Origin of the sequence: Phaeobacter sp. NW0010-22 (genome assembly GCF_040365955.1) — a bacterium.
Classification (GTDB): domain Bacteria; phylum Pseudomonadota; class Alphaproteobacteria; order Rhodobacterales; family Rhodobacteraceae; genus OMPR01.
Genome location: NZ_BAABWT010000004.1, coordinates 117,565 through 141,859, shown reverse-complemented (window position 1 = coordinate 141,859; position 24,295 = coordinate 117,565). Strand labels below are relative to the sequence as shown.

Below are 24,295 nucleotides of genomic sequence, written 5' to 3'. Positions count from 1 at the left end.
GTGATGGTCCTGCTGTTCTTTAGCCCTCTGATCTATTTGGGCCTGCACCTGTTAGCGATCATCGACCTCAGATACGAGAAAGGCAGGGAAGGCGATTTTCTCAAGCTGACGGTCGCAGGAACCCTACCTATCGTGTTCGGCGGGCTTTCTCTGATTTACATCGCCGCTGAACCGCCCCTAAACTGGAAAGCCGGCCTCCTCCTGTTGATGGCCACCCTCTTCTACATCAAGACCGGCAGCGACTTGATAAAACTTCGGAAAACAGGACTGGCTCCAATTCGCCTCCACTTGGCCCTTACCATCTGGGCTATATCGCTCGCCTTCTACTTTGTTCAGTTCGTACTCTAATCCGCCCCTCACTAATGCGCGCTCAAAACGTTGTGTATCTCCCTGACTGACTATTACCCCAAATACCCCAGTTGAAGCGCCAGTCACGCGGCGTGGGCAGAGCGTTGACCTTGAACCTACACGCCCAACCCCCTAGATCGCGCTCATGATCCTCCGCCTCGCCACCCTCTCCCTGCTCATCGCCTATCCCATCGCATGGTTCGCCCCGCTGATGCGCGCCGGTTTGCTGCCGATCTTTGGCCTGTCTGAAATCAGTGTCATCACCGGGTTGCAGTCTCTTTGGGGCTCGGACGTGGCGCTGGCGTTGATTGTTACCGGCTTTGCCGTCTTTGCCCCCTATATCAAAACAATCGGGCTGGCATTGATCCAATGGGACCTGCTGGACAGGCGCGCGCTGCCCGCGTTGCACGTGCTCGGCAAGCTCGCCATGGCCGACATTTTCCTGATCGCGCTCTACATCACCCTCGCCAAAGGGATTTCTTACGCCACCATCGAAACCGCGTGGGGATTGTACATGTTCACCGCCTGTATCCTCACCTCGATCGGGCTTGGCCTGTTGACGGAACGCAACATAAAATCCGTTCACTCCAACCTGTAATTGATTGAAAAGAAATATTTGTGTAAGATGTTTTCTATTCGAGCAGAGCATTTAGTTTACAGATCCGGAAATCCAGCGGAGTCCCCAAAGTAAGCATAGGCTTATTTTCGCCCATTCCGGTCCATTGAACGACCCATCCGGGTCGCGGCTGGAAAGGATACATATGTCCGCCCTACGTAAGGTGATTCTATATATTCAGGCGCTGTTCATTCGCCTCACACTTTTCCTGATTTGCATTGCCGCCTTGATCGGTGTTGTCGCCACCTCTCTCTCTGCTCTGGGTATATGGCCTTGGCTCAGCCTTGATGCCGGCGTAGATGGAACCTCCTATCCACAGGCAGGAATGATCGCCCAAATTGGTCTGACAGTGCTGGCCTTGATGTTGCTCTTCTATCTGCCCGCCAACGCCCGCATTCTAATGCTCGAAAAATCCCATCGCGATTTCAGCATTCATATGGATGATGTCACGCTGGCCTATCACGCCGCCCATGCTGCGGATCGGGCGGGCACGTTTCAAATCGCCTCTGAATTTGATGCGGTCAAAGAACGGCTGGTTTTCTTGCGCGAACACCCCACTCTGGGCGATCTTGAACCAGACGTTTTGGAACTGGCCGCCCAGATGAGTCAGGTCAGTCACGATCTGGCCGTGACTTATTCCGATGAGAAAGTTTCACGCGCCCGTACTTTCCTCAAGCAACGTCAGGAGGAGATGGAGCAATTTACCACCAGGATCGACGAGGCGAAAATCATCCTGCACGAACTGCAACAATGGACCCGCGACGTCGAAATCGAAGAATCCATCGCCAAATCACAGCTGTCCCGTCTGCGCGAAGAACTGTTCGAGCTGTTACCAGAACTGTCAGCCCAGCTTCAGGCCCCGCCAGATGGAACCGACCCCGACGAAGGGTCCGTTGTGCCAATGCAAAGCCCTCAGATCCGCGATTGAACCACCCCTCACCCCATCTGCTGGCTAAGCCACAGCAGATTTCGCGCGACAATCATTTTGTGGGCGGGCGCGACGGGCACCATGTACAGGCGCCCCACCCAATTGTGAGTTATCACACTTGACGTAATGGACACCGTACGATCCTGCACACTGATGCAGGTCATGACATCCAGATGCGTATCGCGTTCGGTCAAGGTCAAAACCTGCGGGCTGATGTGCTCCACCAAAAAGAAATCCAATTTCTGCCCAACCTCGACCTGCGCCGGGGTTGTCCCTGAAAATCCACCAATCCGCTTAACGCCGAACTTGGAAACCACCGCATCGCGAATGGCAAAGGCCCGTTTAACCACAGGCATGGGCTGGCGCATGATCTGTCGCCACGCCTCCAAAGCCGTCACTGGTTGGGTCAAGGTAACGGACTGACTGTCCAGAAAGTTCAAGTCCGTCTCTGACCCGACAATTTGAATGTGTGAGCTTTTCCAATAAAATGTTGGATCATTTTCCATTGGCTGACCTTTCTCGTGTCCTGCGCAGACACTCATCACACTCCTCAGGTCCAGCAAGGCCCCAAAACGCCACAGCTTTTGGGTGGCACGTGACCGTGCAGCCCGCCCCCAAGGTCGCACCGATGGCCCCTTTTGGGGGCCTGAGGCGCGACCTCCCCCTGTGATTACTCCGTTTCACAGTCAGGGCTTGAGGCCCCGCCTCTCCTCAGGCACTAAAGCTCCATGGCAAAGAAATCATTCTCCTGTTCCGCCTGCGGAGCCTCCTTTACGAAATGGTCCGGGCGTTGCGAAGGCTGCGGCGATTGGAACACCATTTCACAAGATAAACCATTGTCCGCCGGACCTGCCTCTAAGTCGATTGGCAGCAAACGTGGCAACACCATCGAATTGACCAACCTGTCCACGGAAGAGGCCCCACCACCACGCACGACCTGCGGGCTGGGCGAACTTGATCGGGTGTTGGGCGGGGGTTTGGTGCCTGCCTCTGCAATTCTTGTGGGCGGTGATCCCGGCATCGGGAAATCTACCCTGTTGTTGCAGGCCGCAGCACAATTCGCCAACGCAGGGCTGAAAACCATCTATGTCTCGGGCGAAGAGGCCTCTGCGCAGGTGCGCATGCGGGCCAAACGTCTTGGGCTCAGTGACGCGCCGGTGCAACTGGCTGCGGAAACCAACCTGCGCGACATCCTCACCACGCTTGAGGCCGAAAAACCTCAGCTCGCCATCATTGATTCGATCCAAACCATGTGGGCCGACAATGTAGAAAGCGCACCGGGATCAGTCAGTCAGGTCCGTTCCGCCGCACATGAATTGACCACATTTGCCAAACGCCACGGCGTATCCGTGATTCTTGTGGGACACGTCACCAAGGACGGCCAAATCGCAGGCCCCCGCGTGGTCGAACATATGGTCGACACAGTGCTCTATTTTGAAGGCGAGCGCGGCCACCAGTTCCGCATCCTGCGCGCAGTGAAAAACCGCTTTGGTCCTGCTGATGAAATTGGCGTCTTTGAAATGACCGGCGCCGGACTGGCCGAAGTCACGAACCCCTCAGCCCTGTTTCTGTCAGAACGCGGCGAACCCAGCCCCGGGTCGGTTGTCTTTGCCGGGATCGAAGGCACCCGCCCCGTTCTGGTTGAAATGCAGGCGCTGGTTGCCCCCTCACCGCACAGCCAACCCCGGCGCACCGTCGTTGGATGGGATGGCGGACGTCTGGCGATGATTCTGGCCGTTCTCGAAGCCCGCTGTGGCATCCCTTTTACCGGGTTGGATGTCTACCTCAACGTCGCCGGTGGCATGAAAATTTCCGAACCGGCAGCCGATCTGGCCGTCGCCGCCGCCTTGCTCAGCGCGCGCGAAGACGCAGCACTTCCCGCAGATACGGTGGTTTTTGGCGAGATTTCTCTATCTGGAGCCCTCAGACCGGCCCCTCAGACGGAAAACAGGTTGAAAGAAGCGCAAAAACTTGGTTTCACCGCAGCCATCGCTCCTGCAGGTGGCAAAACCGGATCTGGTGGTGGACTGAAACTGTCTCGGCCCTCGGATTTGACCGGATTTGTTGGCGAAACATTTGGAGCAGGATAATTTGGCCCAGCTTGGGCAGAGATAATAACGGGCGAGGACCATGGAAGGTTTTACCATCATAGACGGGGTCGTTGCCCTTGTAATTTTCTTGTCAGCGCTGCTGGCTTATTCACGCGGCTTTGTGCGCGAGGCGATGGCAATTGTCGGCTGGATCGCAGCCGCGATTCTTGCCTTTTTGTTCGCCCCCAAAGCGATGCCCCTGATCCGCGAGTTACCCGTTGTCGGGGAATTCCTGGCAGACAGCTGTGAACTCTCGGTGATTGCATCCTTTGCTGCCGTGTTTGCGCTGGCGCTGATCATCGTCAGCTTCTTTACTCCACTGTTTTCCTCGCTGGTTCAAAGGTCGGTTCTGGGCGGTCTCGATCAGGGCGTTGGCTTCCTCTTCGGGGTTCTGCGCGGCATCCTCCTCGTGACGATTGCGTTCTTTGTCTATGACACAGTGATGACGGGTCAGAACTTCACCATCGTTGATGAAAGCCGCTCGGCTCAGGTCTTCGCTCGCATGACCGGAAAAATCGAAGCTCAGAACCCCGAGCAAGCGCTGGGTTGGGTCACGCAGCAGTACGAAGAGCTGGTCGGCACCTGCACCAAATAAGCGGTTCGCGCTGGCTATCGGCGCAGCAGTTTAGTCAAAAACACAACGGCCCCCGATTCGGCGGGCCGTTTTTTATGGGCCGATGCCCCCTGACACACAGGTTTGATCCCAATTTCGTGCGGATGTCCGCCCCTGCGGCAAAAAGATTTGTGATCCTTTCGTGACACAGCGCCTTTCAGGCACTATGTGGGGGCCAACCCTCTCAACGGAAACGGAGCTGCTAGCCGTGACTCGCCCGCAGACACCCCCCGCTCAGCGCACTGAGATCCCCCCTCTGAAACCCAGTAGGCCAGAGATGGATTAACGACGCCACACTGGGCCGCGTTACCTCTGACGCACGCCCTGCAGAGAAAAGCCCAATTGGGTCGCTGATTTCCCACCGTCACTCTCACCGCTGCAAATGACACATCGGAAATCACCCTTTTCTCTGTATTCCAAAGCTCAAGCGCGCTAGGGAGCGCGTGCCGAGACTAAGTTGAACAGCCAGCAGCAAACGAACTCTGTGGAATTGGAGCCCTTACATGTGCGGGATTTTAGGGATCGCAAGTCGGAACAACGACGTATTTGCGGAACTGTACGAAGGTTTGCTGATGCTCCAGCATCGTGGTCAGGATGCGTCAGGCATCGTTACTGACACCGGCGAATTTTTTCGGGAACGCAAGGCCAACGGTTTGGTCAAAGACGTGTTCAAAGCTCAGGATGCCGAAACGCTGACCGGGCGCATCGGCATGGGTCACGTCCGCTACCCAACAGCCGGTTCTCTCAGCGCCGCTGAGGCTCAGCCGTTTTTTGTGAACGCGCCCTACGGCATCTATCTGGTGCACAACGGCAATATCACCAACACCGAAGAACAACGCGAAAAAGTCACCGCCAAATACAGCCGTCACCTGCGCACCACCTCTGATTCAGAGATCATGCTGAACGTGCTTGCGGACAAAGTCGCCGACGCGATCAAGGTTAACGGCAACGCTGATCCCGTCCGCAACGTCTTTGCTGGCGTCAAGATGATGATGGAACGGGTTCAAGGCGCCTACTCGGTGATCTGTTTGATCGCTGGGGTTGGCATGCTCGCCTTCCGCGACCCCAACGGTATTCGCCCCTTGTCCGTCGCCAAGCGTGACGCAGACGGTGACGGCGATGATTTCGCCTTTGCCTCTGAAGACGTTGCATTCGGCATCAACGGGTTCGAAAAAATCCGCGACGTCAAACCCGGCGAAGCGATCCTGATCGACCACGACGGCAATATGCACGAGTTTCAGGCGGTCGAAGGCAACCTGACCCCCTGTATCTTTGAATACGTCTATCTGGCGCGTCCCGATTCGCTGCTGGATGGCATCTCGGTCTACAAAACTCAGCTGCGCATGGGTCAGACACTGGCGAAACAGATCCAAGACAGCGGTCTGGACATCGACGCCATCATCCCCGTCCCCGACAGCGCCCGTCCTGTGGCGCTCGAAGTGTCAAACGCGACCGGCATTCGCTACCGCGAAGCGCTGGTTAAAAACCGCTACGTTGGCCGGACTTTCATCATGCCCGGTCAGGAAGAACGACAGAAATCCGTTCGACGCAAACTGAATGCCATTCCGCTTGAGATGAAAGATCGCAACATTCTGCTGATCGACGATTCCATCGTGCGTGGCAACACCATTAAAAAGATCGTCCAGATGTGCCGTGAAGCCGGCGCAAAAAAGGTCTACATCGCCAGCGCCTCGCCACCTGTGATCTATCCCAACGTCTATGGCATCGACATGCCGACCAAACACGAGTTGATCGCCAACGGTCTCGACATCGAAGAGATCCGTCAGGAACTGGGCGCAGATGCCCTGTTCTATCAGAAACTCGACGATCTGATCTGGGCCGCCAAAGAAGGCAATCCAAAGATCGAACAGTTCGATTGCTCTTGTTTTGACGGCCAATACATCACTGGCAGCGTCAGCGAGGACTATCTTGATAGCCTCGAAAGCAGCAACCGCGTCAGTAAAAAGATCAAAGACATGCCCGCGACCGGCGCGTCGTGGAATGCGGCCAAGCTGGCCACCGGCTAAGGGCTAGTAGGTAGCGCGCATTTTTCCGCCGACCTTGACCCATGCAAAATCTCGAACGATCCAAGGGGCCTACGGGCCCCTTTTCTTTGCCCCAAAGCAGGGACAGCGAAACCCTGCCGCACCGCAGCAAATCTGCTTTTACCCATTTCCCGGCTCTGATACCTCCCCGCTCTGACATTTGTGCAAACGGCCATGGCCGGGATAGGATCAAACATGTCGAATACTAAAGTAGGCTCGGCAGCCACCCAACAAGGGGTGATCCGAAAGAACCAGATCGCTATCTTGGGCGTATTTGGTCCCAAGGACGCATTGCGCGCCCTTGTGCGCACCTCAAACGGGCGGGTCAAACAAATCGAACGGGGCGATCATGTCGCATCGGGCGAAGTTGTGGCGATCGACGACAAGGGCATCATCCTGCGGCAAAGAGGCCGGACCAAGCGCATCGACATCGCAGGCAGCTGATCCCCCCTTGACCCAAGCCCTGCATCAGGTCAAACCCCGCTCATGACCAATACGCCCAAACTCGCCCTGATCACTGGTGCCTCGCGTGGCCTAGGGGCCGCCCTCGCCGAAGCGCTCGCGCCCACCCACCACATCATCGCTGTGGCCCGGACCACCGGCGCCCTCGAAGAGCTGGATGACCGCATTCAGGCCCGAGGTGGCTCAGCCACGCTGGCCCCCATGGACATCACCGATCCGGCTGCCATGGCCACGCTATGTCGCGGTATTCATGATCGGTGGGGCAAACTGGACCTTTGGCTGCACACCGCCATTCACGCAGCGCCGCTTTCGCCTGCCCCCTTTGTTGATGCCAAGGACTGGACCAAATCTTTGGCGATCAACACAACAGCCACATCGGTTCTTATCCCCTATGTCGCGCCCCTGCTGGGCTCCGATGGTCAAGCGGTGTTCTTTGACGACCCCAAGGCAGGCGAAAAGTTCTACGCCACCTACGGCGCCACCAAAGGCGCACAGATGGCACTGGCACGCAGCTGGGCTGCGGAAACTGTCAAAACTGGCCCCCGTGTCACCATCGTCGAACCCGCGCCGATGCCAACGGCACTGCGCGCGCGTTTTCATCCTGGCGAAGACCGCGAACTGCTTGCCAATCCTGCAGACGAAGCCGCCCGCATCGTTGCGATGCTCTAAACGCGGACTTGTTCCAAGGCTCAAAGAAACCCGCAGTTTCAACCCTCTTATTTGGGTCGAGTTGAAACTGACACCAATGCCAGCACCAATGAAAAGCTGGCGACCTGCAGTCAAAGACGACGCACCACATCCCTAAAAAATCTGCGACGGAAACCCTGACGAGAAACGTGCAATCGATATCTTTCTCAAAAGGATATTGAAATGTTCTCGCGCATCTCCCCCTATTGGCTGTGGGTTCTGCTGGCCTTACCCGCCTTCACATTCATCTCTGATGCATTCACCTCGACCGACCCCAAGGTGTTTCGTCATCTGCTCCACCCCACGGGTGAATTTGGCGCTCGGCTATTGATTATCACGATGCTGGCTTCCCCCTTGGCGCTTGTTTTTCGCGGGTGGCGGGGTCCGCGCTGGCTCAAAAAGAACCGCCGCTACTTTGGTGTCGCCGCCTTTGGCTATGCCGTGCTGCATCTGGTGTTCTATTTTGTCGACCGAGCCACATTGACCAAAGTGTTTGGCGAAGTGACGCAATTGGACATCTGGACTGGCTGGCTCGCGTTTGCGATTTTCCTACCCTTAGCCGCCACTTCCTTTGATGCGGCGCTCAAGGCCCTTGGACCTCGCTGGAAAAGCTTGCAACGCTGGGTCTATGCCGCGGCAGTCCTGACCCTGCTCCACTGGGCCGCCCATGATGAATTCAAAGGTCTGGCTCCAGCGTTGATCCACTTTGGCCCGCTGATCCTGCTTGAAAGCTATCGGATCTGGTACTGGTATCTGCGTCCTCGTCCCGCACATGCCTAGCGCCTGTATATCGGACTCGTCGGGCGTTGGTGACAATGCCCGACCTACCGCGTCTATTTCAGTGCAATACCATGCCGCCCGGCCAGATCACAAAAGAACTGCCACGCAACCCGGCCAGAGCGGGAACCGCGTGTGGCCTGCCATTCGATCGCCTCAGCCCGCAAGGTAGCTGCATCCACACTCACCCCATGCGCGGCGCAATAACCATCGATCATCGCCAGGTATTCATCCTGATCACAAGGGTGAAATCCCAGCCACAACCCAAACCGATCTGATAGCGAAACCTTCTCCTCAACCGCCTCTGACGGGTTGATCGCGCTCGAACGCTCGTTTTCAATCATATCGCGCGGCATCAGATGGCGCCGGTTCGAGGTGGCATAAAACACCACATTCTCTGGGCGTCCTTCGATCCCACCGTCCAGAACAGCCTTGAGGCTCTTGTAATGCTGATCATCATGGCTGAACGAGAGATCGTCACAAAACAGAATGAACCGCTGCTCGGCACTGCGCAACAGGTTCAACAATTGTCCGACCGAGGGCAGATCTTCGCGTTGCAGCTCAACAAGCTTCAACCCATCAAACTCCGCCTGAACAGTGGCATGCACTGCCTTGACAAGACTTGACTTTCCCATTCCACGCGCGCCCCACAACAAGGCATTGTTCGCCGCTAATCCCGCAGCAAACCGCCGGGTGTTTTCCAACAGCGTATCGCGGGACCGGTTGATCCCCACCAACAGACCCAGATTGACCCGATTGACCGCAGCCACCGGGCTCAGCCGCTCAGGATCTACATGCCAAACAAACGCGCTTGCAACGTTGAAATCAGGGGCCGGCAACGGCGCTGGCGACATCCGCTCTAACGCTTCGGCAATGCGGATCATCGGGTCTTGTGTCACAGGCTGGCCTCCGGGTTTTGTTGCCAGATTTCAAAGCATGTTCCGGTAAAGACAGCAAGCGATTGCGGCCAACATCCCGGTATTCCCCTTTAGCATCCAAACAAAAACTGCCAATCTACCTAGACCCAACCCTAGGTAAGATTACCTGGTGCATCTGCGATCAAACGATGGAGTAAACTGGACAACTCCTCCAAATCAGTGTCCGACCAACGGTCTCGGAACACATAACTCGCCTGCTTAGCGAATGTCGCTCGTGCCTCTTTTATTTTTTCCAGACCAGCATCAGTCAAAACAACAAAGGCCAGCCTTGCGTCTCGACTGTCTGCCTGACGCGAAACCACGCCAAGCTTTTCAAGTGGTGCCGCCATTCGTGTTACTGTGGACGCGCTAAGGTGCATTCGTTTCGCAAGTTCCACACGGGACATTCTACAAAGCGGGGCCTGCTCCAAATGCATGAGCAGAAACACCTCGTTGACCGACAATCCATGGACGGACGCAAAGTCACCAGACAGCCGTGCTTTTATTTGATCAGCAGACTGCAAAAGCCGGAGCGTGTTTGTAAGACGTAAATCATTCATGCCGCACATTACATCCAATATGCTTGCATATGCAAGTACCCTGCAATAGATGCCGCCTAAATTGATCATCCAAATTTTAGGAAAACAACATGAACCTTGAGATTCTATTTTCTATGGCAGGCATACTCTCAATGGTGGGTTGGGTTGTTCTGCTGGCCTCACCACTCATTCCAGATTGGTCTGACCGCATTTCTGGCTACATCATACCGTTGATGCTTTCCCTTGCATATGTGGCCCTCATCACCCTCTACCCATCAGACGGTCGGGGTGGATTTGGCAGCCTCTCCGACGTCATTGCGCTCTTCTCGAACCCCAACGCGATGATGGCCGGGTGGATTCACTATCTGGCATTCGACCTTCTGATCGGAGCATGGATTTGCAGAACCGCAAGGCGTGATGGCGTCAGATTTTGGTTTGTTGCCCCGTGCCTGCCCCTGACATTCCTATTCGGTCCAGCTGGGTTTGTGGCGTTTTCCCTAGTCGGCATCTGGCGCAAAGCGGCTGCATCCCAAACTTGACCTCTCAAAACCAACCACATCCAGCCATCAAAAAAGGGCGCGCAGGTTGCCCCGCGCGCCCGATCTTTAGATCTCAAAGGGATTACTTGCCCTTGTCATCCGTATCTTCGTCGTCGAACTCGGCCAGCATCGGATCATCAAAATGCGTGTCCTCTTCGTCGTCGTAGTATCCTTCAGCCCGCAGCTTGGCTTCGCGTTTGGTTTCCACCCGACGCACAAGGAAGATTGAAACCTCGTAGAGCCCATAAACCACCACAAACAGGATTACCTGCGTGATCACGTCCGGCGGTGTCACCAGCGCGGCCAGAACCAGAATGGCGACCACCGCATATTTGCGAACCGCGCCAAGGCCCTCGGCGCTGACCAGACCGGCCTTGCCCATCAGGGTCAACAAAACAGGCAATTGGAAACATAGACCAAAGGCCACGATGAACTTGATCGTCAGGTTCAGGTATTCCTGTGCAGAGCCCTGAAACACCACGCTCAGCGGTGCAGCAGCACCCTCAGCGACGGCCTCGCCCCCAGAGCCAAACTGCTGGAACCCAAGGAAGAAATCATAAGCCAGCGGTGTGACCACGTAAAACGCAAAGCTCGCGCCCAGCAGGAACATGAACGGCGATGCGATCATGAACGGCAGGAACGCGCCCTTTTCGTTCTTATAGAGCCCCGGCGCCACAAACCGCCACATCTGCATACCCAGATACGGGAACGACAGGATCAACCCACCCAACAGTGAAACCTTGATCGCGACGAAAAAGCCCTCTTGCGGTGAGATAAAGATCAGGTCGCAATCCTGTCCCCGCTCGGCCAACACCGTACACAACGGGTTGGTGAGGAAGTTAAAGATCGGCGTTGCCACGGTGAAACAGATGATCATCCCGATCAGGAACGCCACCACACAGTGGATCAACCGATTGCGCAACTCGGCCAGATGCTCGATCAGCGGTGCTGAGCTGTCTTCGATCTCGTCTGTGTTGCTCATGTTTTGGTCTCGGTTTCTGTGTTCAACGCCGCTTCGGCCTCATCCGCCTTGGCCAATGCCTCGGCTGCTTCGCGCGCTTTGCGTTCTGCAGCGGCCCGCGCTGTCGAGGCTTGGATCTTTTTCGCAGCCTCAGCCCGCTCTGCCGCCAATTTGCCGGTTTCGCTATCAGCGTCGAACTTGGTCGGGTCAATGGCTGAGGTCATTTCACGCGCGGCGTCCTTGACGCCATCCATCGCCGCCCCAACCGGGTTGCTTGCGGTTTTCAGCCCCTTGGCGATGTCATTGACGCCCGCCTCGTCCGCTGCGTCGTTCATTGCGGTGCTGAATTCACGCGCCATGCCTTTGGCCTTGCCGACCCAGCGTCCCACATTGCGGAACAGCACCGGCAAATCCTTAGGCCCTACGACAATCAGCGCCACAACGCCGATCACCAAAAGCTCGGTCCAGCCCAGATCGAACATCTGCGCTTAGACCTTGTCTTTGTCGGTCGCAGAATCAGCCGCAGGGGTCACGTCTTTGGCGTCGTCGTTCAGGTCTTGCTCCAGCTCAGCAGTGCCTTCGTTCACACCCTTTTTGAACGAGGTGATGCCTTTGCCCACTTCGCCCATCAAAGAGCTGATTTTACCCCGCCCAAACAGAACCAGAACGACGACGGCAATCAGCAGAAGGCCAGGCAGGCCAATATTGTTCAACATGTGATGTCTCCTCATGTGGCCCTGCGCATCCCCGCGCCGGGCTGAATTTCGCCTATGGGTGTAACGCGCGTCCCCAATCCTAGGAAAGGGTCAGCGGTCCAGAATCCGGCACTGTTCACGCAATTTGCGAACTTTCTCGGCGCGCCACAAATTCAACTGACAGGTTTATGTCAGTTGCCCTCTGCTAGGTCCACCCCATCAACCACAGGAGACTTGATATGACCAAAAACGTCGCTGAAACCGTAAGCTTTGAGCTCGCCCCCGGTGTTACAGCAGATCAGTTCATCGAGCTGAGCCAGAAATCCGAGGCTTTCGTGCGCCAAAACCCCGGATTTATCTTTCGCCGCCTCAGTGCGGGTGAAGACGGACGTTGGACCGATACGGTGATCTGGGCCGACATGGAAACCGCTCAGGCCGCTGCTGCCGATTTTCCGAAACAGGACTTTGCGCCAGCGCTGATGGCCGCCATCGCCCTAGGAAGTGAAACGATGCGACACGAAACCATCCATTGGACCGTCGCCCCATCTTGACGCGCGCCCGGTGCCTGCGCCAAGGATAGCCCATGCGCCGCACTGACCGCCTCTTTGATATCATCCAGATTCTGCGCGACGGTAAACTGCACCGCGCGCAGGACATCGCCACCCGGCTCGAGGTGTCGGTGCGCACCATCTATCGCGATATGGACACGCTGACCGCTTCGGGTGTTCCAGTCGAAGGCGAACGCGGCGTCGGCTATATGGTCCGCGAAGCGATCACCCTGCCCCCGCTGACCCTCACCACCGAGGAACTCGAGGCGCTGAACCTTGGCATGGCCATCGTCGCCGAAGCCGCCGATCAGGCGCTTAAATCCGCCGCTCTCTCGTTAGCTGACAAGATCGACGCGGTCCTGCCGACCCAAACAGTGGCCGAGGCCGACGCCTGGAAATTTGCGGTCTACCCCTTTGCCGATGCCGCGCGCGGCTTCACCCACATGGCGCCGCTCCGGGCCGCTATCAAGTCTCGTCAGAAACTGCGCCTCGTGTACCAGCGCATTGATGGGGAACTGACCGACCGCACCATCCGTCCGCTGCATATGGAATACTGGGGGCGCGTCTGGACCCTGACCGCTTGGTGCGAAAACAGGAATGATTTCCGAGTGTTCCGCGTTGATCTCATCCAAGAGGCAACGCCGCTGCCCGAGTTGTTCCTAGATGAACCCGGAAAGCGGCTAGAAGATTACGTACCCTAACGTTTACTGCGCGTTGGGAAAAAACAGCTGCTGGCCTTCCAGCTTGTAATTCGCAATCGCTGCCTGACCATCGGGGCCAATCAGCCAATCAATGAACGTCTGCCCGGACTCAGCCCGCACACCGGGGTGCTTTTCTGGATTCACCAGAATAACACCATACTGATTGAAGAGGCGCGCATCACCTTCGACCAGCACCTCCATGCCCGCCTTGTTGGCAAAGGCGATCCATGTGGCGCGATCGGTCAGCACATAGGCCCCCATGCCCGCCCCCACGTTCAACGTTGCACCCATGCCCGACCCGGTTTCGCGATACCATCCACCAGACGCGCCAGTTAGATCCACACCGGTCGCGGCCCAATGCTTCAACTCGGCTTTATGAGTGCCGCTGTCATCCCCGCGCGAGGCAAACGGTGCCTCGACGTCTGCAATCGTCGTCAAAGCGACAACAATGTCAGAGCCGCCCGCGACCCCTGCCGGATCTTCGGCAGGACCAACCAAAACAAAGTCATTGTACATCACATCGTGGCGCTGCACGCCCCACCCATCAGCGACAAACTGGTCTTCGGCGGCCTTGGCATGCACCAGCAACACATCACCATCGCCATTGGTTGCGTTGCGAATGGCCTGCCCTGTGCCAACTGCCACCACCCGCACATCAATCCCAGTTTCGGCCTCAAACCATGGCAGGATCGAATCCAGCAACCCCGAATTCTGCGTCGAAGTCGTGGATTGCACCACAATAAAGCTATCGTCCGCATGGGCGCCCGTTGTCCCAAGGCCAAGCGTTATCATAGCCGCTCGGGTCCAGTGTGCGATCATTTCCTGTCTCTCCGGATTTCGTCTTTTATCACCAACGTACCGGCCCAATACCGGCGTTTCATTTCATACCTTGGATGCCATAGCATCTTTGCCGCCGCTTGTTCCATCACGCGGCCCCTTTGCAGACCCATCACATCTTCGGTCAAACGGCGCGCTTGCCCGATGACATACGTCACCACCACCCGCTTCTCTCAGGAGACCTTGAAAATCAAGGCCTCAATCGCCTGCGCTACGGCCGGATCCAACGCGCGGGTCGGTTCATCCAAAAACAACACCCGCAACCTACGGACCTGCACCTACTGACAACAACCGGGTGGGTCGGCGGGTTGTACCTTCCAGCCCTGTCTCTTGCAACAGCTCAACAATTCGCATTTTTCGGGCTTCGTGCATCATGACCCGACAGCGTGGCGGGCAATTCAAATTAGCCGCACCCATACCTCCCCCGTGGTGATCAGCCCCTGAACACCAGCGCAGACACATCCAGCAAAGAGCTAGGGAAGCCTCCAAAACGCTCCTCCGAAACTTCCAACCCGCATAGCATCGCCTTCACGTCAGGTTGGATTCAAAGTTTCTGCACTGGACATGCAACTTCGCAGTTCACCAAATTCCTTAGGCCGCGTGCACCCCCAAACCCCAAAATCAACCGCATCAGAAGCGGCATTTGAAAACAAAAAACGCGGCCCCCAAAAGAGGGCCGCGTTCTCAATGCCAGTTTCAGGAGCTTACTTCAGCGCCGCATCCGTAATCACATGTGTCCAAGCCCCTTCGGGTTTCTTGGTGATCACCGGATCTGATCCACCACCAAGCAAGGTAGCAACGGTGCGATCAAAGTCGGCAGGATCCAAGGCACCATTCGACCCAGCGGTCAGCTTGGCGATTTCACCCATCATGCGTTTCTGATGCGCTTCGGTCTGTGCACCTGACGCGTCGTTGTCCAACACGATCTCAGCCGCCTCATCAGGATGCTCTTCAGCGTATTTCCAGCCCTTCATCGACGCACGCACAAAGCGGGTCATCTTATCGACAAACGCCGGATCTTGCAGGTTCTCTTCCAGCGCGTAAATGCCGTCTTCCAACGTCGCTACGCCCTGCTCTTCGTACTTAAAGGTCACCAACTCATCCGGGCTGACGCCTGCATCCAGAACCTGACCATATTCGTTGTATGTCATGGTCGAGATACAGTCTGCCTGACGCTGCAGCAGTGGATCCACGTTAAAGCCCTGCTTCAGAACGGTCACGCCATCCTCACCCCCATCGGTACTGATGCCCTCTTGGCTCATCCAGCTCAGGAAGGGGTATTCGTTGCCAAAGAACCAAACGCCAATAGTCTTGCCTTTGAAATCCTGTGGGCTGGTGATGCCGGTGTCTTTCCAGCAGGTCAGCATCAATCCCGAGGTTTTAAACGGCTGCGCAATGTTTACCACCGGCAGACCCTTTTCGCGTGCCGCCAGCGCAGATGGCATCCAGTTCAGCATCACATCGGCGCCACCACCCGCCAAAACCTGTGGCGGTGCAATGTCAGGACCACCCGGCAGAACCGTTACATTCAAGTCCTCATCCGAATAGAATCCCTTGTCTAGGGCCACATAGTACCCCGCAAACTGGGCCTGTGTGACCCATTGCAACTGCAGCTTCACGTCATCGGCTGCCAGGGCCGAGGTCGCCGCAAAACTTGCGGCCAATGCGGCACCACTCAGTAGCTTTTTCATATCTTCACTCCTTGTTGAACGTTGTTTGCCTCATGTTTACCCGAGGTCTTGTTAAAAAATCTCTCTCCTTATCCGCGCTGGGACGGGTGCCAAAAGGTCACGACCTTCTCAACCATTGCCACGACACCATAAAAAAGCGATCCCGCCAAGGCAGCGACCACAATTTCAGCCCAAACCATATCCAGTGCCAATTGCCCGACGCTGGTGGAAATCCGAAATCCCATGCCCACAGTGGGCGATCCAAAGAACTCGGCCACGATTGCACCAACCAACGCCAATGTCGTCGCGATTTTGAGTCCGTTGAAGACAAATGGCATCGCAGCCGGCAAACGCAGCTTAAAGAACGCCTGCCAATAGCTCGCAGCATAGGTTTCCATCAAATCGCGCTGCATGGCCGTGGTTTCTCGCAGCCCTGCAACTGTGTTCACCAGAACCGGAAAGAACACCATGACCACCACAACGGCCGCTTTGGATTGCCAGTCAAAGCCGAACCACATCACCAGGATGGGCGCCGTGCCCACAATGGGCAAGGCCGCAACAAAGTTCCCCACCGGCAGCAGACCCAACCGCAGGAATTCCCACCGGTCCACCGCAATCGCCATCAAAAACGCCGCACTGCACCCGATCAGGTACCCGCTCAGCGCGCCCTTGATAAAGGTCTGTGCGAAATCCACCCAAAGGATCGGGATCGAATTGGCAAAGCGCACCGCAATCAGCGACGGCGCGGGCAATATCACCAAAGGCACTTCTAAGCCGCGCACCACAAGTTCCCAAACCAACAGAAGCGTCACGCCAAAGATCGTAGGGATCAGCAACTTGACTGCACGGGTCTGTGCATTTGGCCCTTCGGCCAGCCGTGTGTTGATCCACCAACCTAGGATCCAAACACCAAAGGCCATCACAACCAACATCATGACGCCATCCCCATCCGTTTAAGCACCGCCTTTTCGATCAGCCCCAACAGGCCAACCAAACACGCGGCCAAAATCGCGGCAGCAAACAGCGCCGACCAGATTTGCACGGTCTGCCCATAATAGCTTCCCGCCAGCAAACGCGCGCCCAACCCGGCCACGGCCCCTGTTGGCAACTCACCAACAATGGCCCCGACCAATGATGCGGCGATCCCGATCTTCAGCGAGGTGAACAGATACGGCATTGATGCAGGCAATCGCAGTTTCCAAAACCCCTGTGCATTGGATGCACTATAGGTGCGCAACAGGTCCAACTGCATATGATCCGGGCTACGCAGCCCTTTGACCATGCCAACAACAACCGGAAAAAACGACAGATAGGCCGAGATGATCGCCTTGGGGATAATGCCCTGCACCCCGACGGAATACAGCACGACGATGATCATCGGCGCCAAGGCGATAATCGGAATGGTCTGACTGACAATCGCCCAAGGCATCACAGACATATCCATGACTTTGGAATGCACGATCCCAACCGCCAGTAAAATGCCCAGCCCGGTCCCGATTGCAAACCCCAGCAAGGTCGCGCTCAGCGTCACCCAGCCGTGATACACCAACGACCGTTTCGAGGTTATCTTTTTCCCTACCGTGGTTTTCCACAGCTCAATTCCAACCTGATGTGGCGCGGGCAAACGCGGACGATCCTGCGCCCATGTCGCCGGGATGGCAAAGCGGTTGTCCAGAACCAGCCCCACCTCGCCCATATCTCGACGATCCCTTGCACCCGGGGTCGAAATCTCTGCTCCGGCGCGTTCGGCCTCAACCAAAACGCCCTTGATGTTCATCGGAACACAAGCGGCATACCAAAACGCGACCAATACAGCGATCACGGTCAAAACAGCTAATGCTGATTTCATCGTGTCCCCTCCGAAATGCTGCGCCGCGGCGGTGCACAGGGGGTGCACGCAAGGTGCACGCATGTCACCCCTTTGGTGTTAGTCGATTTATGCTGCATCTGCATGCCCCGCGCGCAGACCTTCACGTACCCTATGCGCCACCTCGATGAACTCAGGCGAGTCCCGAATATCGAGTGGCCGCTCTTTGGGCAGTGGGCTTTCGATCACATCCGTAATCCGGCCCGGCCGAGGGCTCATCACCACGATCTTGGTGCTGAGATACACAGCCTCGGGGATCGAGTGCGTCACAAAGCCAATCGTCTTGTTCGTCCGCGCCCACAGATGCAAAAGCTGTTCATTCAAATGGTCGCGCACGATCTCATCCAGCGCCCCAAACGGCTCGTCCATCAGCAGAATATCGGCATCAAATGCCAGCGCGCGCGCAATGCTTGCGCGTTGCTGCATTCCGCCAGACAACTGCCAAGGGTATTTTCCGCCGAATCCTTTCAAATCAACGAGTTCCAGCACGTCTTTCACGCGCTTCTCCTGATCTGATTTGGAGTATCCCATGATCTCCAGCGGCAGCTTTATGTTCTTGGAAATGGTTCGCCACGGGTAAAGGCCCGCCGCCTGAAACACGTATCCATACGCCCGGTTCCGCCGAGCCTCATCGGCAGTCATGCCATTGACCGACAAGGTGCCGCCGGTTGGAGTTTCCAACGCCGCGATACAGCGCAGAAAGGTAGTCTTACCGCACCCCGAAGGGCCAATAAAGCTGACAAAATCGCCCTTATCGATGGTCAGGTTCACGTCCTTAAGCGCATGAACCGGACCATCATTTGTCTGAAAGGTGAGATCAAGCCCACAGGCTTCTATTACCGTCACGATTTTATTTCCTCTAGTAGTTTTGGAGCCAGAAAGCCGCCGACCATACAGCCTGACACAACGATCACCAAAGTATACATTTCCCCCAAGCGACCCTCATTCGATAGAGATATCGAACAAAATGGCACCAGCACGACCAGTGCAGAGCAGACTCCAAAGACTGGTAATGTAAACCGTCCTAAAGCTGTACCTAAGTGCAGCCTGTTCATTACAAGATTGACGACCCAACTGGCCAGCCAAGCAAATGGAACCAGGAAAAGACCAAGCCCCAATCCAAGCATGAGAAACACGCCCCCCCCCCCGAACAGCCCCACATGCGGTGTCGTCCAAAAGAGCAGCCCCGCCAAAACGCACGCTGATAGAAAGACTGTCAACAACGCCGAAGCGAGGCTGAACATAAAAAGTCGATATGCACTAAATCGGATCGTCAAAACAGGTTATACGCCTGTTGCCGGGATGCCCGAACGTTCAATCGGACGGGGTGAGGTCAGCTCTTTCCAGCTGCTCAGCGCCTTGTTCACTGGGGTATTTGCCTTACGTTCGACAAACTTACCATGGCCTTCCTGCGTACGGATCTCGCCGTCATGCACAGCCACTTGTCCGCGCGTGAGAGTAAAGCGCGGTAAGCCTTTGACTTCTTTGCCTTCAAAGACGTTGTAATCAATCGCGGATTGTTGCGTCGTCGCCTGAATTGTTTTTGATTTTTCAGGATCCCAAACCACCAGATCCGCGTCAGCCCCAACCAGAACCGCACCTTTTTTCGGGTAACAGTTCAGAATTTTGGCGATATTTGTCGATGTCACCGCGACAAATTCATTGGGTGTTAACCGTCCTGTGCTAACACCATACGTCCACAGCATCGGCATCCGGTCTTCCAACCCCCCCGTGCCATTGGGGATCTTGGTGAAATCCCCCACGCCATAGCGTTTTTGCTCGGTGCTGAACGCGCAGTGATCCGTTGCAACAACAGACAACGACCCGGCCTGCAAACCGTTCCATAGGCTGTCCTGGTGTTGCTTGTTGCGGAATGGTGGGCTCATCACGCGCCGCGCAGCATGGTCCCAGTCGGGATTGAAGTATTCGCTTTCATCCAGTGTCAGGTGCTGGATCAGGGGTTCACCCCACACCCGCTTGCCCTGCATCCGTGCACGGCGAATGGCTTCATGGCTGTCTTCACAGGATGTGTGCACAACATACAGCGGCACACCCGCCATATCGGCAATCATGATGGCCCGGTTAGTGGCCTCACCTTCGACCTGTGGCGGACGGGAATAGGCATGAGCCTCGGGGCCATTGTTGCCCTCGGCCAGCAGTTTGGCGCTCAGCTCCGCAACAACATCACCGTTCTCGGCATGCACCATCGCGATGCCACCCAATTCAGCAAGCCTCTGAAAAGATGAATACATTTCGTCGTCATTCACCATCAATGCGCCTTTATAGGCCATGAAGTGCTTGAACGTATTGATCCCACGCTGTTCGATCACGGTCTTCATATCGTCAAAGACCTGTTCCCCCCACCATGTCACCGCCATGTGGAACGAGTAATCGCAATTGGCACGCGTCGATTTGTTGTCCCAGCGCTTCAGTGCGTCCAGCAGGCTTTCACCCGGATTGGGTAGCGCAAAATCCACCACCATTGTCGTACCACCGGCCAACCCCGCCCGGGTTCCGCTTTCGAAATCATCCGTGCTGTAAGTGCCCATGAACGGCATTTCCAAATGCGTATGCGGGTCAATCCCACCCGGCATAACGTAACAGCCCGTCGCGTCCAGCTCTTCGTCCCCACGCAGATCTGGCCCGATCTCGGTGATCACGCCGCCCTCGATCCGCACATCCGCCTTGTAGGTCAGATCAGCGGTCACAATGGTGCCGTTCTTGATCACTTTGGTCATTCTCTCTCTCCCTTTCCTCAGACCGAACTGAAACAGCCGATCGCTTTCCCATGCACTCCGATATCCAATGGTCCGATCTCGGACTCGACACAGAGCGAAAAATACCCTGCCGTTGGCAGGAACAGGACCCGATAAGCCCCGTTTGAATAGGTGACAGTCCAGCAGTCCTGCGTTACGCCACCGCTAAAATTGGCCGTCACCTGTTCCGGTTCACACAGCGCCTGACGAAAAGCCCGCACCGTTGCCGCCCCTTCGTCAGTGGTTTCGTCAAACTCCGAAACCTCAAGCGCAATCAACGATTTGATCTGTTCAACGATCCGCAGTTCGCCCGTGTTCACTCGACGATTTCCGCCGTCTCAACAACAGCATGGAACAACACATCTGTACCAGCTGCCGCCCATTCTGGGCTGATCTCTTCTGCCTCATTGTGGCTCAGCCCATCAACGCAGGGACACATGATCATCGCTGTAGGCGCGACACGGTTGATCCAGCAGGCATCGTGACCGGCTCCGGATATCAAGTCCATGTGGGACAACCCAAGCCGTTCAGCGGCGCCGCGCACGGCAGTGACACATCCCTCATCAAAGGCAACAGGGTCAAAACCACCAACCTTTTCAAAGGCGATCGACAGACCCATGTCATCGGCGATCTTTTGTCCTTCGACACGCAGCCGTGCCTCCATATCCTCGATCACCGACAGATCAGGCGACCGGAAATCAACCGTGAACACGACCTTACCGGGGATCACATTGCGCGAATTTGGGAACACATCAATGTGGCCCGCCGCACCCACGGCATGTGGCGCATGAGACCAGGCGATTTCATCCACCTTTTCCAATACCTTAGCCATGCCCAGCCCCGCGTTTTTACGCATTGGCATTGGAGTTGATCCGGTATGGGAATCCTTGCCTTCTATGGTGACTTGAGTCCAGCTCAGCCCCTGTCCGTGTGTCACAACCCCAATGTCTTTACCCTCGGCCTCGAGTATCGGACCTTGTTCGATGTGCAGTTCGAAAAACGCGTGCATCTTGCGCGTGCCGACTTCTTCTTCACCGCGCCACCCTATACGTTTTAGCTCATCACCGAATTTCTTCCCTTCAGCATCTTCCCGATCATAAGCCCAATCTTGCGTGTGAATGCCGGCAAAAACACCTGACGACAACATCGCCGGGGCATATCGCGTGCCTTCTTCGTTGGTGAAATTGGTGACAACGATCGGATGCTTTGTTCGAATGCCCAAGTCATTCAGGGTCCGCAGCACTTCCAAGCCGCTCAGAACGCCAAGCACACCATCATATTTTCCGCCCGTTGGTTGCGTATCCAGATGTGAACCAACATAAACCGGCAGGGCCTCGGGATCGGATCCCTCTCGACGCGCAAACATATTGCCCATCTGATCCAACCCCATCGTGCATCCCGCGGCCTCGCACCAACTTTGGAACAAAGCCCGCCCTTCGCCGTCTTCATCGGTTAGGGTTTGGCGGTTGTTGCCGCCCGCCACGCCGGGGCCGATCTTGGCCATCTCCATCAGACTGTCCCACAACCGTTCCCCGTTGATCCTGAGATTCTGTGCTGGCGCCGCCATGTCTTTCCCCTTCGTCGCTCGCGATTTGGCTCGCGTTTCGTATGTGATTTGACCAACTGGTCAAACTCACGCTATCACGGGTTCGTCACCAGTCAAGAAATTGCGACCACTCAAGACGAAAATGCCCAACTTTATTGCTTGTTTGAAAAGAAAGTAGGCACAAAAAAATGCCCAAAGACCGCGCACCTACCCGAATTCAGAAAAAAAACCGCGCTGCCATCCTTGAGGCTGCGTTGAATGTCTTCTCTGCCAACGGGTTTCGCGGGGCAACCGTCGACCAAATAGCGGCCGAGGCCGGGTTGTCAAAACCCAATTTGCTTTACTATTTCCCTTCAAAAATCGAGATGCATAACGCCTTGCTTGCCCAATTGATGGACACGTGGCTAGACCCTTTGCGCGACTTGAATGCCGAGGGCGATCCACTGACCGAGATCATGGCTTATGTGCGACGCAAACTGCAAATGAGCCGGGATTTCCCACGGGAAAGTCGTCTGTTCGCCAATGAAATCGTCCAAGGCGCGCCCCGGATTCACGATGCCTTGAACCATGATCTGAAAACGCTGGTTGATGAAAAGAAAATTGTACTGGAAAAATGGATGGAGACAGGAAAAATCGCCCGAGTGCATCCTTACCATCTGCTGTTTTCAGTCTGGTCGTTAACCCAACACTATGCCGATTTTGATGTTCAGGTGCGGGCGATTTTGGGTGACGAAGACCCATATGACGGCGCTGAAGCTTTTGTCGAAACGCTGTACCAACGTCTGCTTACCCCATAAAAAAGGGCGATGCCTACGCACCGCCCTTTGGAAATAGTTTTGCCGTAAGCCTATTCAGCCGCTTGCGCCGAGGGATTGTTGGGGTGGGTTGTCCAGTTGGCGTATTCCTCGGTCACCGTTTTACCAGTGCGAGGATCAACGAGACCCGGCTCCATGGCTTCCATGGTGATACAATTGTCAACCGGACATACATTCACGCACAGGTTACAAGCAACGCACTCATCATCGTTGACTGTGAATGTGCGATCCTCGGACATATCGATGGCCTGATGCGAGGTATCTTCGCACGCCGCATAACAGCGGCCGCATTTGATACAAGCGTCCTGATCGATCACTGCTTTGGAAATTGCATTCAGGTTCAGATATTGCCAATCGGTCACATTGGGTGTTGCCATACCGATGAATTCATCGGTTGAGGTATAGCCCTTTTCATCCATCCACTGCGACAGGCCTGAAATCATCTCTTCGACGATCTTGAAACCGTAAGTCATCGCGGCGGTGCAGACCTGCACGTTGCCAGCCCCCAACGCCATGAATTCAGCCGCATCGCGCCATGTGGTGATGCCGCCAATTGCCGAAATCGGCAGGCCGTTTGTTTGTGGGCACCGGGAGATTTCCGCCACCATGTTCATCGCAATCGGCTTGACCGCCGGACCGCAATAACCGCCGTGGGTGCCCTTGTCGCCGATCATTGGCTCGGGTGCCATCGCATCAAGATTAACAGACGTGATAGAGTTGATCGTGTTGATCAAGCTGACTGCGTCTGCACCACCCGCCTTGGCCGCACGGGCCGGAAAACGGACATCCGTGATATTGGGTGTCAGCTTGACGATGACCGGCTTGTCATAGTTTTCCTTGCACCACCGGGTTACCATTTCGATGTATTCCGGCACCTGCCCCACAGCAGACCCCATGCCGCGTTCGGCCATGCCATGCGGACAGCCAAAATTCAGCTCGATCCCATCAGCGCCGGTTTCCATCACACGCGGCAAAATGGCTTTCCAGGCCGCCTCTTCACAGGGAACCATCAAGGACACGATGATGGCGCGATCCGGGTAATCCTTTTTGACGCGCGTGATCTCTTCCAGATTGGTTTCAAGCGGGCGATCCGTAATCAGCTCAATGTTATTGAGCCCCAGCAACCGCCGGTCCGCGCCAAAGATCGCACCATAGCGTGGGCCGTTCACGTTCACTACGGGTGGCCCTTCGGCGCCGAGTGTTTTCCATACGACACCACCCCAGCCTGCCTCAAATGCGCGGCGGACATTGTACTCTTTGTCGGTAGGTGGCGCGGACGCCAACCAAAACGGATTTGGGCTTTGGATACCCAAGAAGTTTGTTGTTAAATCAGCCATT

The 24,295-nt window shown here is 56.0% G+C and carries 28 protein-coding genes; 13 read left to right on the top strand and 15 right to left on the bottom strand.

From position 1 onward, the window contains the following. Positions 1 to 3 precede the first annotated feature (3 nt). From ABWV33_RS10080 to ABWV33_RS10070, 3 genes are all read left to right on the top strand, one after another. Positions 4 to 348, top strand: coding sequence for a hypothetical protein (locus tag ABWV33_RS10080; RefSeq protein ID WP_353330493.1), 345 nt, complete (start codon positions 4 to 6; stop codon positions 346 to 348). A gap of 145 nt (positions 349 to 493) precedes the next feature. Beyond that, complete coding sequence (locus ABWV33_RS10075; protein WP_353330491.1) at positions 494 to 946, top strand: paraquat-inducible protein A; 453 nt, start codon at positions 494 to 496, stop codon at positions 944 to 946. 163 nt (positions 947 to 1,109) lie between these two features. After that, positions 1,110 to 1,892: a DNA repair protein gene (locus tag ABWV33_RS10070; RefSeq protein ID WP_353330489.1), complete on the top strand. Its 783-nt coding sequence runs from the start codon at positions 1,110 to 1,112 to the stop codon at positions 1,890 to 1,892. Between the two features lie 8 nt (positions 1,893 to 1,900). Here ABWV33_RS10070 and ABWV33_RS10065 read toward each other — a convergent pair whose 3' ends face one another. Continuing rightward, positions 1,901 to 2,398, bottom strand: a complete 498-nt coding sequence (locus ABWV33_RS10065; protein WP_353330487.1) for a DUF2867 domain-containing protein — start codon at positions 2,396 to 2,398, stop codon at positions 1,901 to 1,903. A gap of 222 nt (positions 2,399 to 2,620) precedes the next feature. Here ABWV33_RS10065 and radA point away from each other — a divergent pair, with 222 nt between their 5' ends. The 6 genes from radA to ABWV33_RS10035 all read left to right on the top strand — a co-directional run bounded on the left by radA (position 2,621) and on the right by ABWV33_RS10035 (position 8,569). Further along, complete coding sequence (radA, locus tag ABWV33_RS10060) at positions 2,621 to 3,982, top strand: DNA repair protein RadA (RefSeq protein ID WP_121996931.1); 1,362 nt, start codon at positions 2,621 to 2,623, stop codon at positions 3,980 to 3,982. 40 nt (positions 3,983 to 4,022) lie between these two features. After that, complete coding sequence (locus tag ABWV33_RS10055; RefSeq protein WP_113824580.1) at positions 4,023 to 4,577, top strand: CvpA family protein; 555 nt, start codon at positions 4,023 to 4,025, stop codon at positions 4,575 to 4,577. Between the two features lie 521 nt (positions 4,578 to 5,098). Continuing rightward, positions 5,099 to 6,622, top strand: coding sequence for an amidophosphoribosyltransferase (gene purF, locus ABWV33_RS10050; protein WP_164617681.1), 1,524 nt, complete (start codon positions 5,099 to 5,101; stop codon positions 6,620 to 6,622). Positions 6,623 to 6,835: 213 nt separating this feature from the next. Further along, positions 6,836 to 7,084: a hypothetical protein gene (locus ABWV33_RS10045; protein WP_113824582.1), complete on the top strand. Its 249-nt coding sequence runs from the start codon at positions 6,836 to 6,838 to the stop codon at positions 7,082 to 7,084. A 42-nt stretch (positions 7,085 to 7,126) separates the two neighbouring features. Further along, entirely contained in the window at positions 7,127 to 7,771 is a 645-nt protein-coding gene (locus ABWV33_RS10040) for an SDR family NAD(P)-dependent oxidoreductase (RefSeq protein ID WP_353330486.1), read from the top strand. A gap of 201 nt (positions 7,772 to 7,972) precedes the next feature. Beyond that, entirely contained in the window at positions 7,973 to 8,569 is a 597-nt protein-coding gene (locus tag ABWV33_RS10035; RefSeq protein WP_353330484.1) for a protein-methionine-sulfoxide reductase heme-binding subunit MsrQ, read from the top strand. 53 nt (positions 8,570 to 8,622) lie between these two features. Here the strand turns inward: ABWV33_RS10035 and ABWV33_RS10030 are convergent, their stop codons facing one another. Together ABWV33_RS10030 and ABWV33_RS10025 are read right to left on the bottom strand one after the other, a co-directional pair. Continuing rightward, entirely contained in the window at positions 8,623 to 9,450 is an 828-nt protein-coding gene (locus ABWV33_RS10030) for an ATP-binding protein (RefSeq protein ID WP_502930909.1), read from the bottom strand. A 146-nt stretch (positions 9,451 to 9,596) separates the two neighbouring features. Beyond that, complete coding sequence (locus tag ABWV33_RS10025) at positions 9,597 to 10,043, bottom strand: MarR family winged helix-turn-helix transcriptional regulator (RefSeq protein WP_353330481.1); 447 nt, start codon at positions 10,041 to 10,043, stop codon at positions 9,597 to 9,599. Positions 10,044 to 10,132: 89 nt separating this feature from the next. On the opposite strand from ABWV33_RS10025, the gene ABWV33_RS10020 reads away from it, so the two are divergent. After that, on the top strand, positions 10,133 to 10,561 hold the full coding sequence (locus tag ABWV33_RS10020; RefSeq protein ID WP_113824586.1) for an ABA4-like family protein: 429 nt from the start codon (positions 10,133 to 10,135) through the stop codon (positions 10,559 to 10,561). Between the two features lie 82 nt (positions 10,562 to 10,643). Here the strand turns inward: ABWV33_RS10020 and tatC are convergent, their stop codons facing one another. The 3 genes from tatC to ABWV33_RS10005 are packed head-to-tail and all read right to left on the bottom strand — an operon-like array spanning position 10,644 to position 12,238. Beyond that, positions 10,644 to 11,543 (bottom strand): twin-arginine translocase subunit TatC, encoded by a 900-nt coding sequence (tatC, locus tag ABWV33_RS10015; RefSeq protein WP_113824587.1) that lies wholly within the window; start codon positions 11,541 to 11,543, stop codon positions 10,644 to 10,646. Beyond that, positions 11,540 to 12,004: a Sec-independent protein translocase protein TatB gene (gene tatB / locus ABWV33_RS10010; protein ID WP_113824588.1), complete on the bottom strand. Its 465-nt coding sequence runs from the start codon at positions 12,002 to 12,004 to the stop codon at positions 11,540 to 11,542. The genes tatC and tatB overlap by 4 nt, the downstream gene beginning before the upstream one ends. Positions 12,005 to 12,010: 6 nt before the next feature. Then, complete coding sequence (locus tag ABWV33_RS10005) at positions 12,011 to 12,238, bottom strand: twin-arginine translocase TatA/TatE family subunit (protein WP_113824589.1); 228 nt, start codon at positions 12,236 to 12,238, stop codon at positions 12,011 to 12,013. A 218-nt stretch (positions 12,239 to 12,456) separates the two neighbouring features. Between ABWV33_RS10005 and ABWV33_RS10000 the strand changes: the two genes are divergently transcribed. Together ABWV33_RS10000 and ABWV33_RS09995 are read left to right on the top strand one after the other, a co-directional pair. Further along, a complete protein-coding gene (locus ABWV33_RS10000) occupies positions 12,457 to 12,768 on the top strand; it encodes a hypothetical protein (RefSeq protein ID WP_353330477.1) in 312 nt (103 codons plus the stop codon). A 32-nt stretch (positions 12,769 to 12,800) separates the two neighbouring features. Then, complete coding sequence (locus ABWV33_RS09995; RefSeq protein WP_353330475.1) at positions 12,801 to 13,466, top strand: helix-turn-helix transcriptional regulator; 666 nt, start codon at positions 12,801 to 12,803, stop codon at positions 13,464 to 13,466. Positions 13,467 to 13,469: 3 nt separating this feature from the next. Here the strand turns inward: ABWV33_RS09995 and ABWV33_RS09990 are convergent, their stop codons facing one another. The 8 genes from ABWV33_RS09990 to ABWV33_RS09955 all read right to left on the bottom strand — a co-directional run bounded on the left by ABWV33_RS09990 (position 13,470) and on the right by ABWV33_RS09955 (position 22,163). Further along, positions 13,470 to 14,285, bottom strand: coding sequence for an ABC transporter substrate-binding protein (locus tag ABWV33_RS09990; protein ID WP_502930905.1), 816 nt, complete (start codon positions 14,283 to 14,285; stop codon positions 13,470 to 13,472). A 722-nt stretch (positions 14,286 to 15,007) separates the two neighbouring features. After that, complete coding sequence (locus tag ABWV33_RS09985) at positions 15,008 to 15,994, bottom strand: ABC transporter substrate-binding protein (protein WP_113824594.1); 987 nt, start codon at positions 15,992 to 15,994, stop codon at positions 15,008 to 15,010. Between the two features lie 68 nt (positions 15,995 to 16,062). Then, entirely contained in the window at positions 16,063 to 16,908 is an 846-nt protein-coding gene (locus ABWV33_RS09980) for an ABC transporter permease (RefSeq protein WP_113824595.1), read from the bottom strand. After that, positions 16,905 to 17,822: an ABC transporter permease gene (locus tag ABWV33_RS09975; RefSeq protein WP_353330473.1), complete on the bottom strand. Its 918-nt coding sequence runs from the start codon at positions 17,820 to 17,822 to the stop codon at positions 16,905 to 16,907. The genes ABWV33_RS09980 and ABWV33_RS09975 overlap by 4 nt, the downstream gene beginning before the upstream one ends. A gap of 87 nt (positions 17,823 to 17,909) precedes the next feature. Further along, complete coding sequence (locus tag ABWV33_RS09970; protein ID WP_353330471.1) at positions 17,910 to 18,686, bottom strand: ABC transporter ATP-binding protein; 777 nt, start codon at positions 18,684 to 18,686, stop codon at positions 17,910 to 17,912. Positions 18,687 to 19,123: 437 nt separating this feature from the next. Next, positions 19,124 to 20,578 carry a dihydropyrimidinase gene (gene hydA, locus ABWV33_RS09965; RefSeq protein ID WP_353330469.1) on the bottom strand — a complete coding sequence of 485 codons (1,455 nt, stop codon included), beginning with the start codon at positions 20,576 to 20,578 and terminating at the stop codon, positions 19,124 to 19,126. A 17-nt stretch (positions 20,579 to 20,595) separates the two neighbouring features. Next, positions 20,596 to 20,916 carry a hypothetical protein gene (locus ABWV33_RS09960; protein WP_353330467.1) on the bottom strand — a complete coding sequence of 107 codons (321 nt, stop codon included), beginning with the start codon at positions 20,914 to 20,916 and terminating at the stop codon, positions 20,596 to 20,598. After that, the gene (locus ABWV33_RS09955; RefSeq protein WP_353330466.1) at positions 20,913 to 22,163 is read right to left on the bottom strand and encodes a Zn-dependent hydrolase; all 1,251 of its coding nucleotides are present in this window, start codon (positions 22,161 to 22,163) and stop codon (positions 20,913 to 20,915) included. Before ABWV33_RS09955 ends, ABWV33_RS09960 begins: the two co-directional genes overlap by 4 nt. Before the next feature lie 167 nt (positions 22,164 to 22,330). On the opposite strand from ABWV33_RS09955, the gene ABWV33_RS09950 reads away from it, so the two are divergent. Beyond that, positions 22,331 to 22,939, top strand: a complete 609-nt coding sequence (locus tag ABWV33_RS09950) for a TetR family transcriptional regulator C-terminal domain-containing protein (RefSeq protein ID WP_113824600.1) — start codon at positions 22,331 to 22,333, stop codon at positions 22,937 to 22,939. A 50-nt stretch (positions 22,940 to 22,989) separates the two neighbouring features. On the opposite strand, the gene preA is transcribed toward ABWV33_RS09950, so the two are convergent. Then, positions 22,990 to 24,294, bottom strand: a complete 1,305-nt coding sequence (preA, locus tag ABWV33_RS09945; RefSeq protein WP_113824601.1) for an NAD-dependent dihydropyrimidine dehydrogenase subunit PreA — start codon at positions 24,292 to 24,294, stop codon at positions 22,990 to 22,992. Between the last annotated feature and the right edge of the window lies 1 nt (position 24,295).

Coding starts and splice junctions, on each gene's coding strand:
- ABWV33_RS10005 (WP_113824589.1), bottom strand. CDS start 12,238: ATGTTGAACAATATTGGCCTGCCTGGCCTTCTGCTGATTGCCGTCGTC.
- hydA (WP_353330469.1), bottom strand. CDS start 20,578: ATGACCAAAGTGATCAAGAACGGCACCATTGTGACCGCTGATCTGACC.
- ABWV33_RS10040 (WP_353330486.1), top strand. CDS start 7,127: ATGACCAATACGCCCAAACTCGCCCTGATCACTGGTGCCTCGCGTGGC.
- ABWV33_RS10070 (WP_353330489.1), top strand. CDS start 1,110: ATGTCCGCCCTACGTAAGGTGATTCTATATATTCAGGCGCTGTTCATT.
- ABWV33_RS10030 (WP_502930909.1), bottom strand. CDS start 9,450: ATGATCCGCATTGCCGAAGCGTTAGAGCGGATGTCGCCAGCGCCGTTG.
- ABWV33_RS10020 (WP_113824586.1), top strand. CDS start 10,133: ATGAACCTTGAGATTCTATTTTCTATGGCAGGCATACTCTCAATGGTG.
- tatC (WP_113824587.1), bottom strand. CDS start 11,543: ATGAGCAACACAGACGAGATCGAAGACAGCTCAGCACCGCTGATCGAG.
- ABWV33_RS09995 (WP_353330475.1), top strand. CDS start 12,801: ATGCGCCGCACTGACCGCCTCTTTGATATCATCCAGATTCTGCGCGAC.
- preA (WP_113824601.1), bottom strand. CDS start 24,294: ATGGCTGATTTAACAACAAACTTCTTGGGTATCCAAAGCCCAAATCCG.
- ABWV33_RS09985 (WP_113824594.1), bottom strand. CDS start 15,994: ATGAAAAAGCTACTGAGTGGTGCCGCATTGGCCGCAAGTTTTGCGGCG.
- ABWV33_RS10025 (WP_353330481.1), bottom strand. CDS start 10,043: ATGAATGATTTACGTCTTACAAACACGCTCCGGCTTTTGCAGTCTGCT.
- ABWV33_RS10000 (WP_353330477.1), top strand. CDS start 12,457: ATGACCAAAAACGTCGCTGAAACCGTAAGCTTTGAGCTCGCCCCCGGT.
- purF (WP_164617681.1), top strand. CDS start 5,099: ATGTGCGGGATTTTAGGGATCGCAAGTCGGAACAACGACGTATTTGCG.
- ABWV33_RS10055 (WP_113824580.1), top strand. CDS start 4,023: ATGGAAGGTTTTACCATCATAGACGGGGTCGTTGCCCTTGTAATTTTC.
- ABWV33_RS10075 (WP_353330491.1), top strand. CDS start 494: ATGATCCTCCGCCTCGCCACCCTCTCCCTGCTCATCGCCTATCCCATC.
- ABWV33_RS10080 (WP_353330493.1), top strand. CDS start 4: ATGGTCCTGCTGTTCTTTAGCCCTCTGATCTATTTGGGCCTGCACCTG.
- ABWV33_RS10045 (WP_113824582.1), top strand. CDS start 6,836: ATGTCGAATACTAAAGTAGGCTCGGCAGCCACCCAACAAGGGGTGATC.
- ABWV33_RS09990 (WP_502930905.1), bottom strand. CDS start 14,285: ATGATCGCACACTGGACCCGAGCGGCTATGATAACGCTTGGCCTTGGG.
- ABWV33_RS09950 (WP_113824600.1), top strand. CDS start 22,331: ATGCCCAAAGACCGCGCACCTACCCGAATTCAGAAAAAAAACCGCGCT.
- ABWV33_RS09980 (WP_113824595.1), bottom strand. CDS start 16,908: ATGATGTTGGTTGTGATGGCCTTTGGTGTTTGGATCCTAGGTTGGTGG.
- ABWV33_RS09975 (WP_353330473.1), bottom strand. CDS start 17,822: ATGAAATCAGCATTAGCTGTTTTGACCGTGATCGCTGTATTGGTCGCG.
- ABWV33_RS10065 (WP_353330487.1), bottom strand. CDS start 2,398: ATGGAAAATGATCCAACATTTTATTGGAAAAGCTCACACATTCAAATT.
- ABWV33_RS10035 (WP_353330484.1), top strand. CDS start 7,973: ATGTTCTCGCGCATCTCCCCCTATTGGCTGTGGGTTCTGCTGGCCTTA.
- tatB (WP_113824588.1), bottom strand. CDS start 12,004: ATGTTCGATCTGGGCTGGACCGAGCTTTTGGTGATCGGCGTTGTGGCG.
- ABWV33_RS09955 (WP_353330466.1), bottom strand. CDS start 22,163: ATGGCGGCGCCAGCACAGAATCTCAGGATCAACGGGGAACGGTTGTGG.
- radA (WP_121996931.1), top strand. CDS start 2,621: ATGGCAAAGAAATCATTCTCCTGTTCCGCCTGCGGAGCCTCCTTTACG.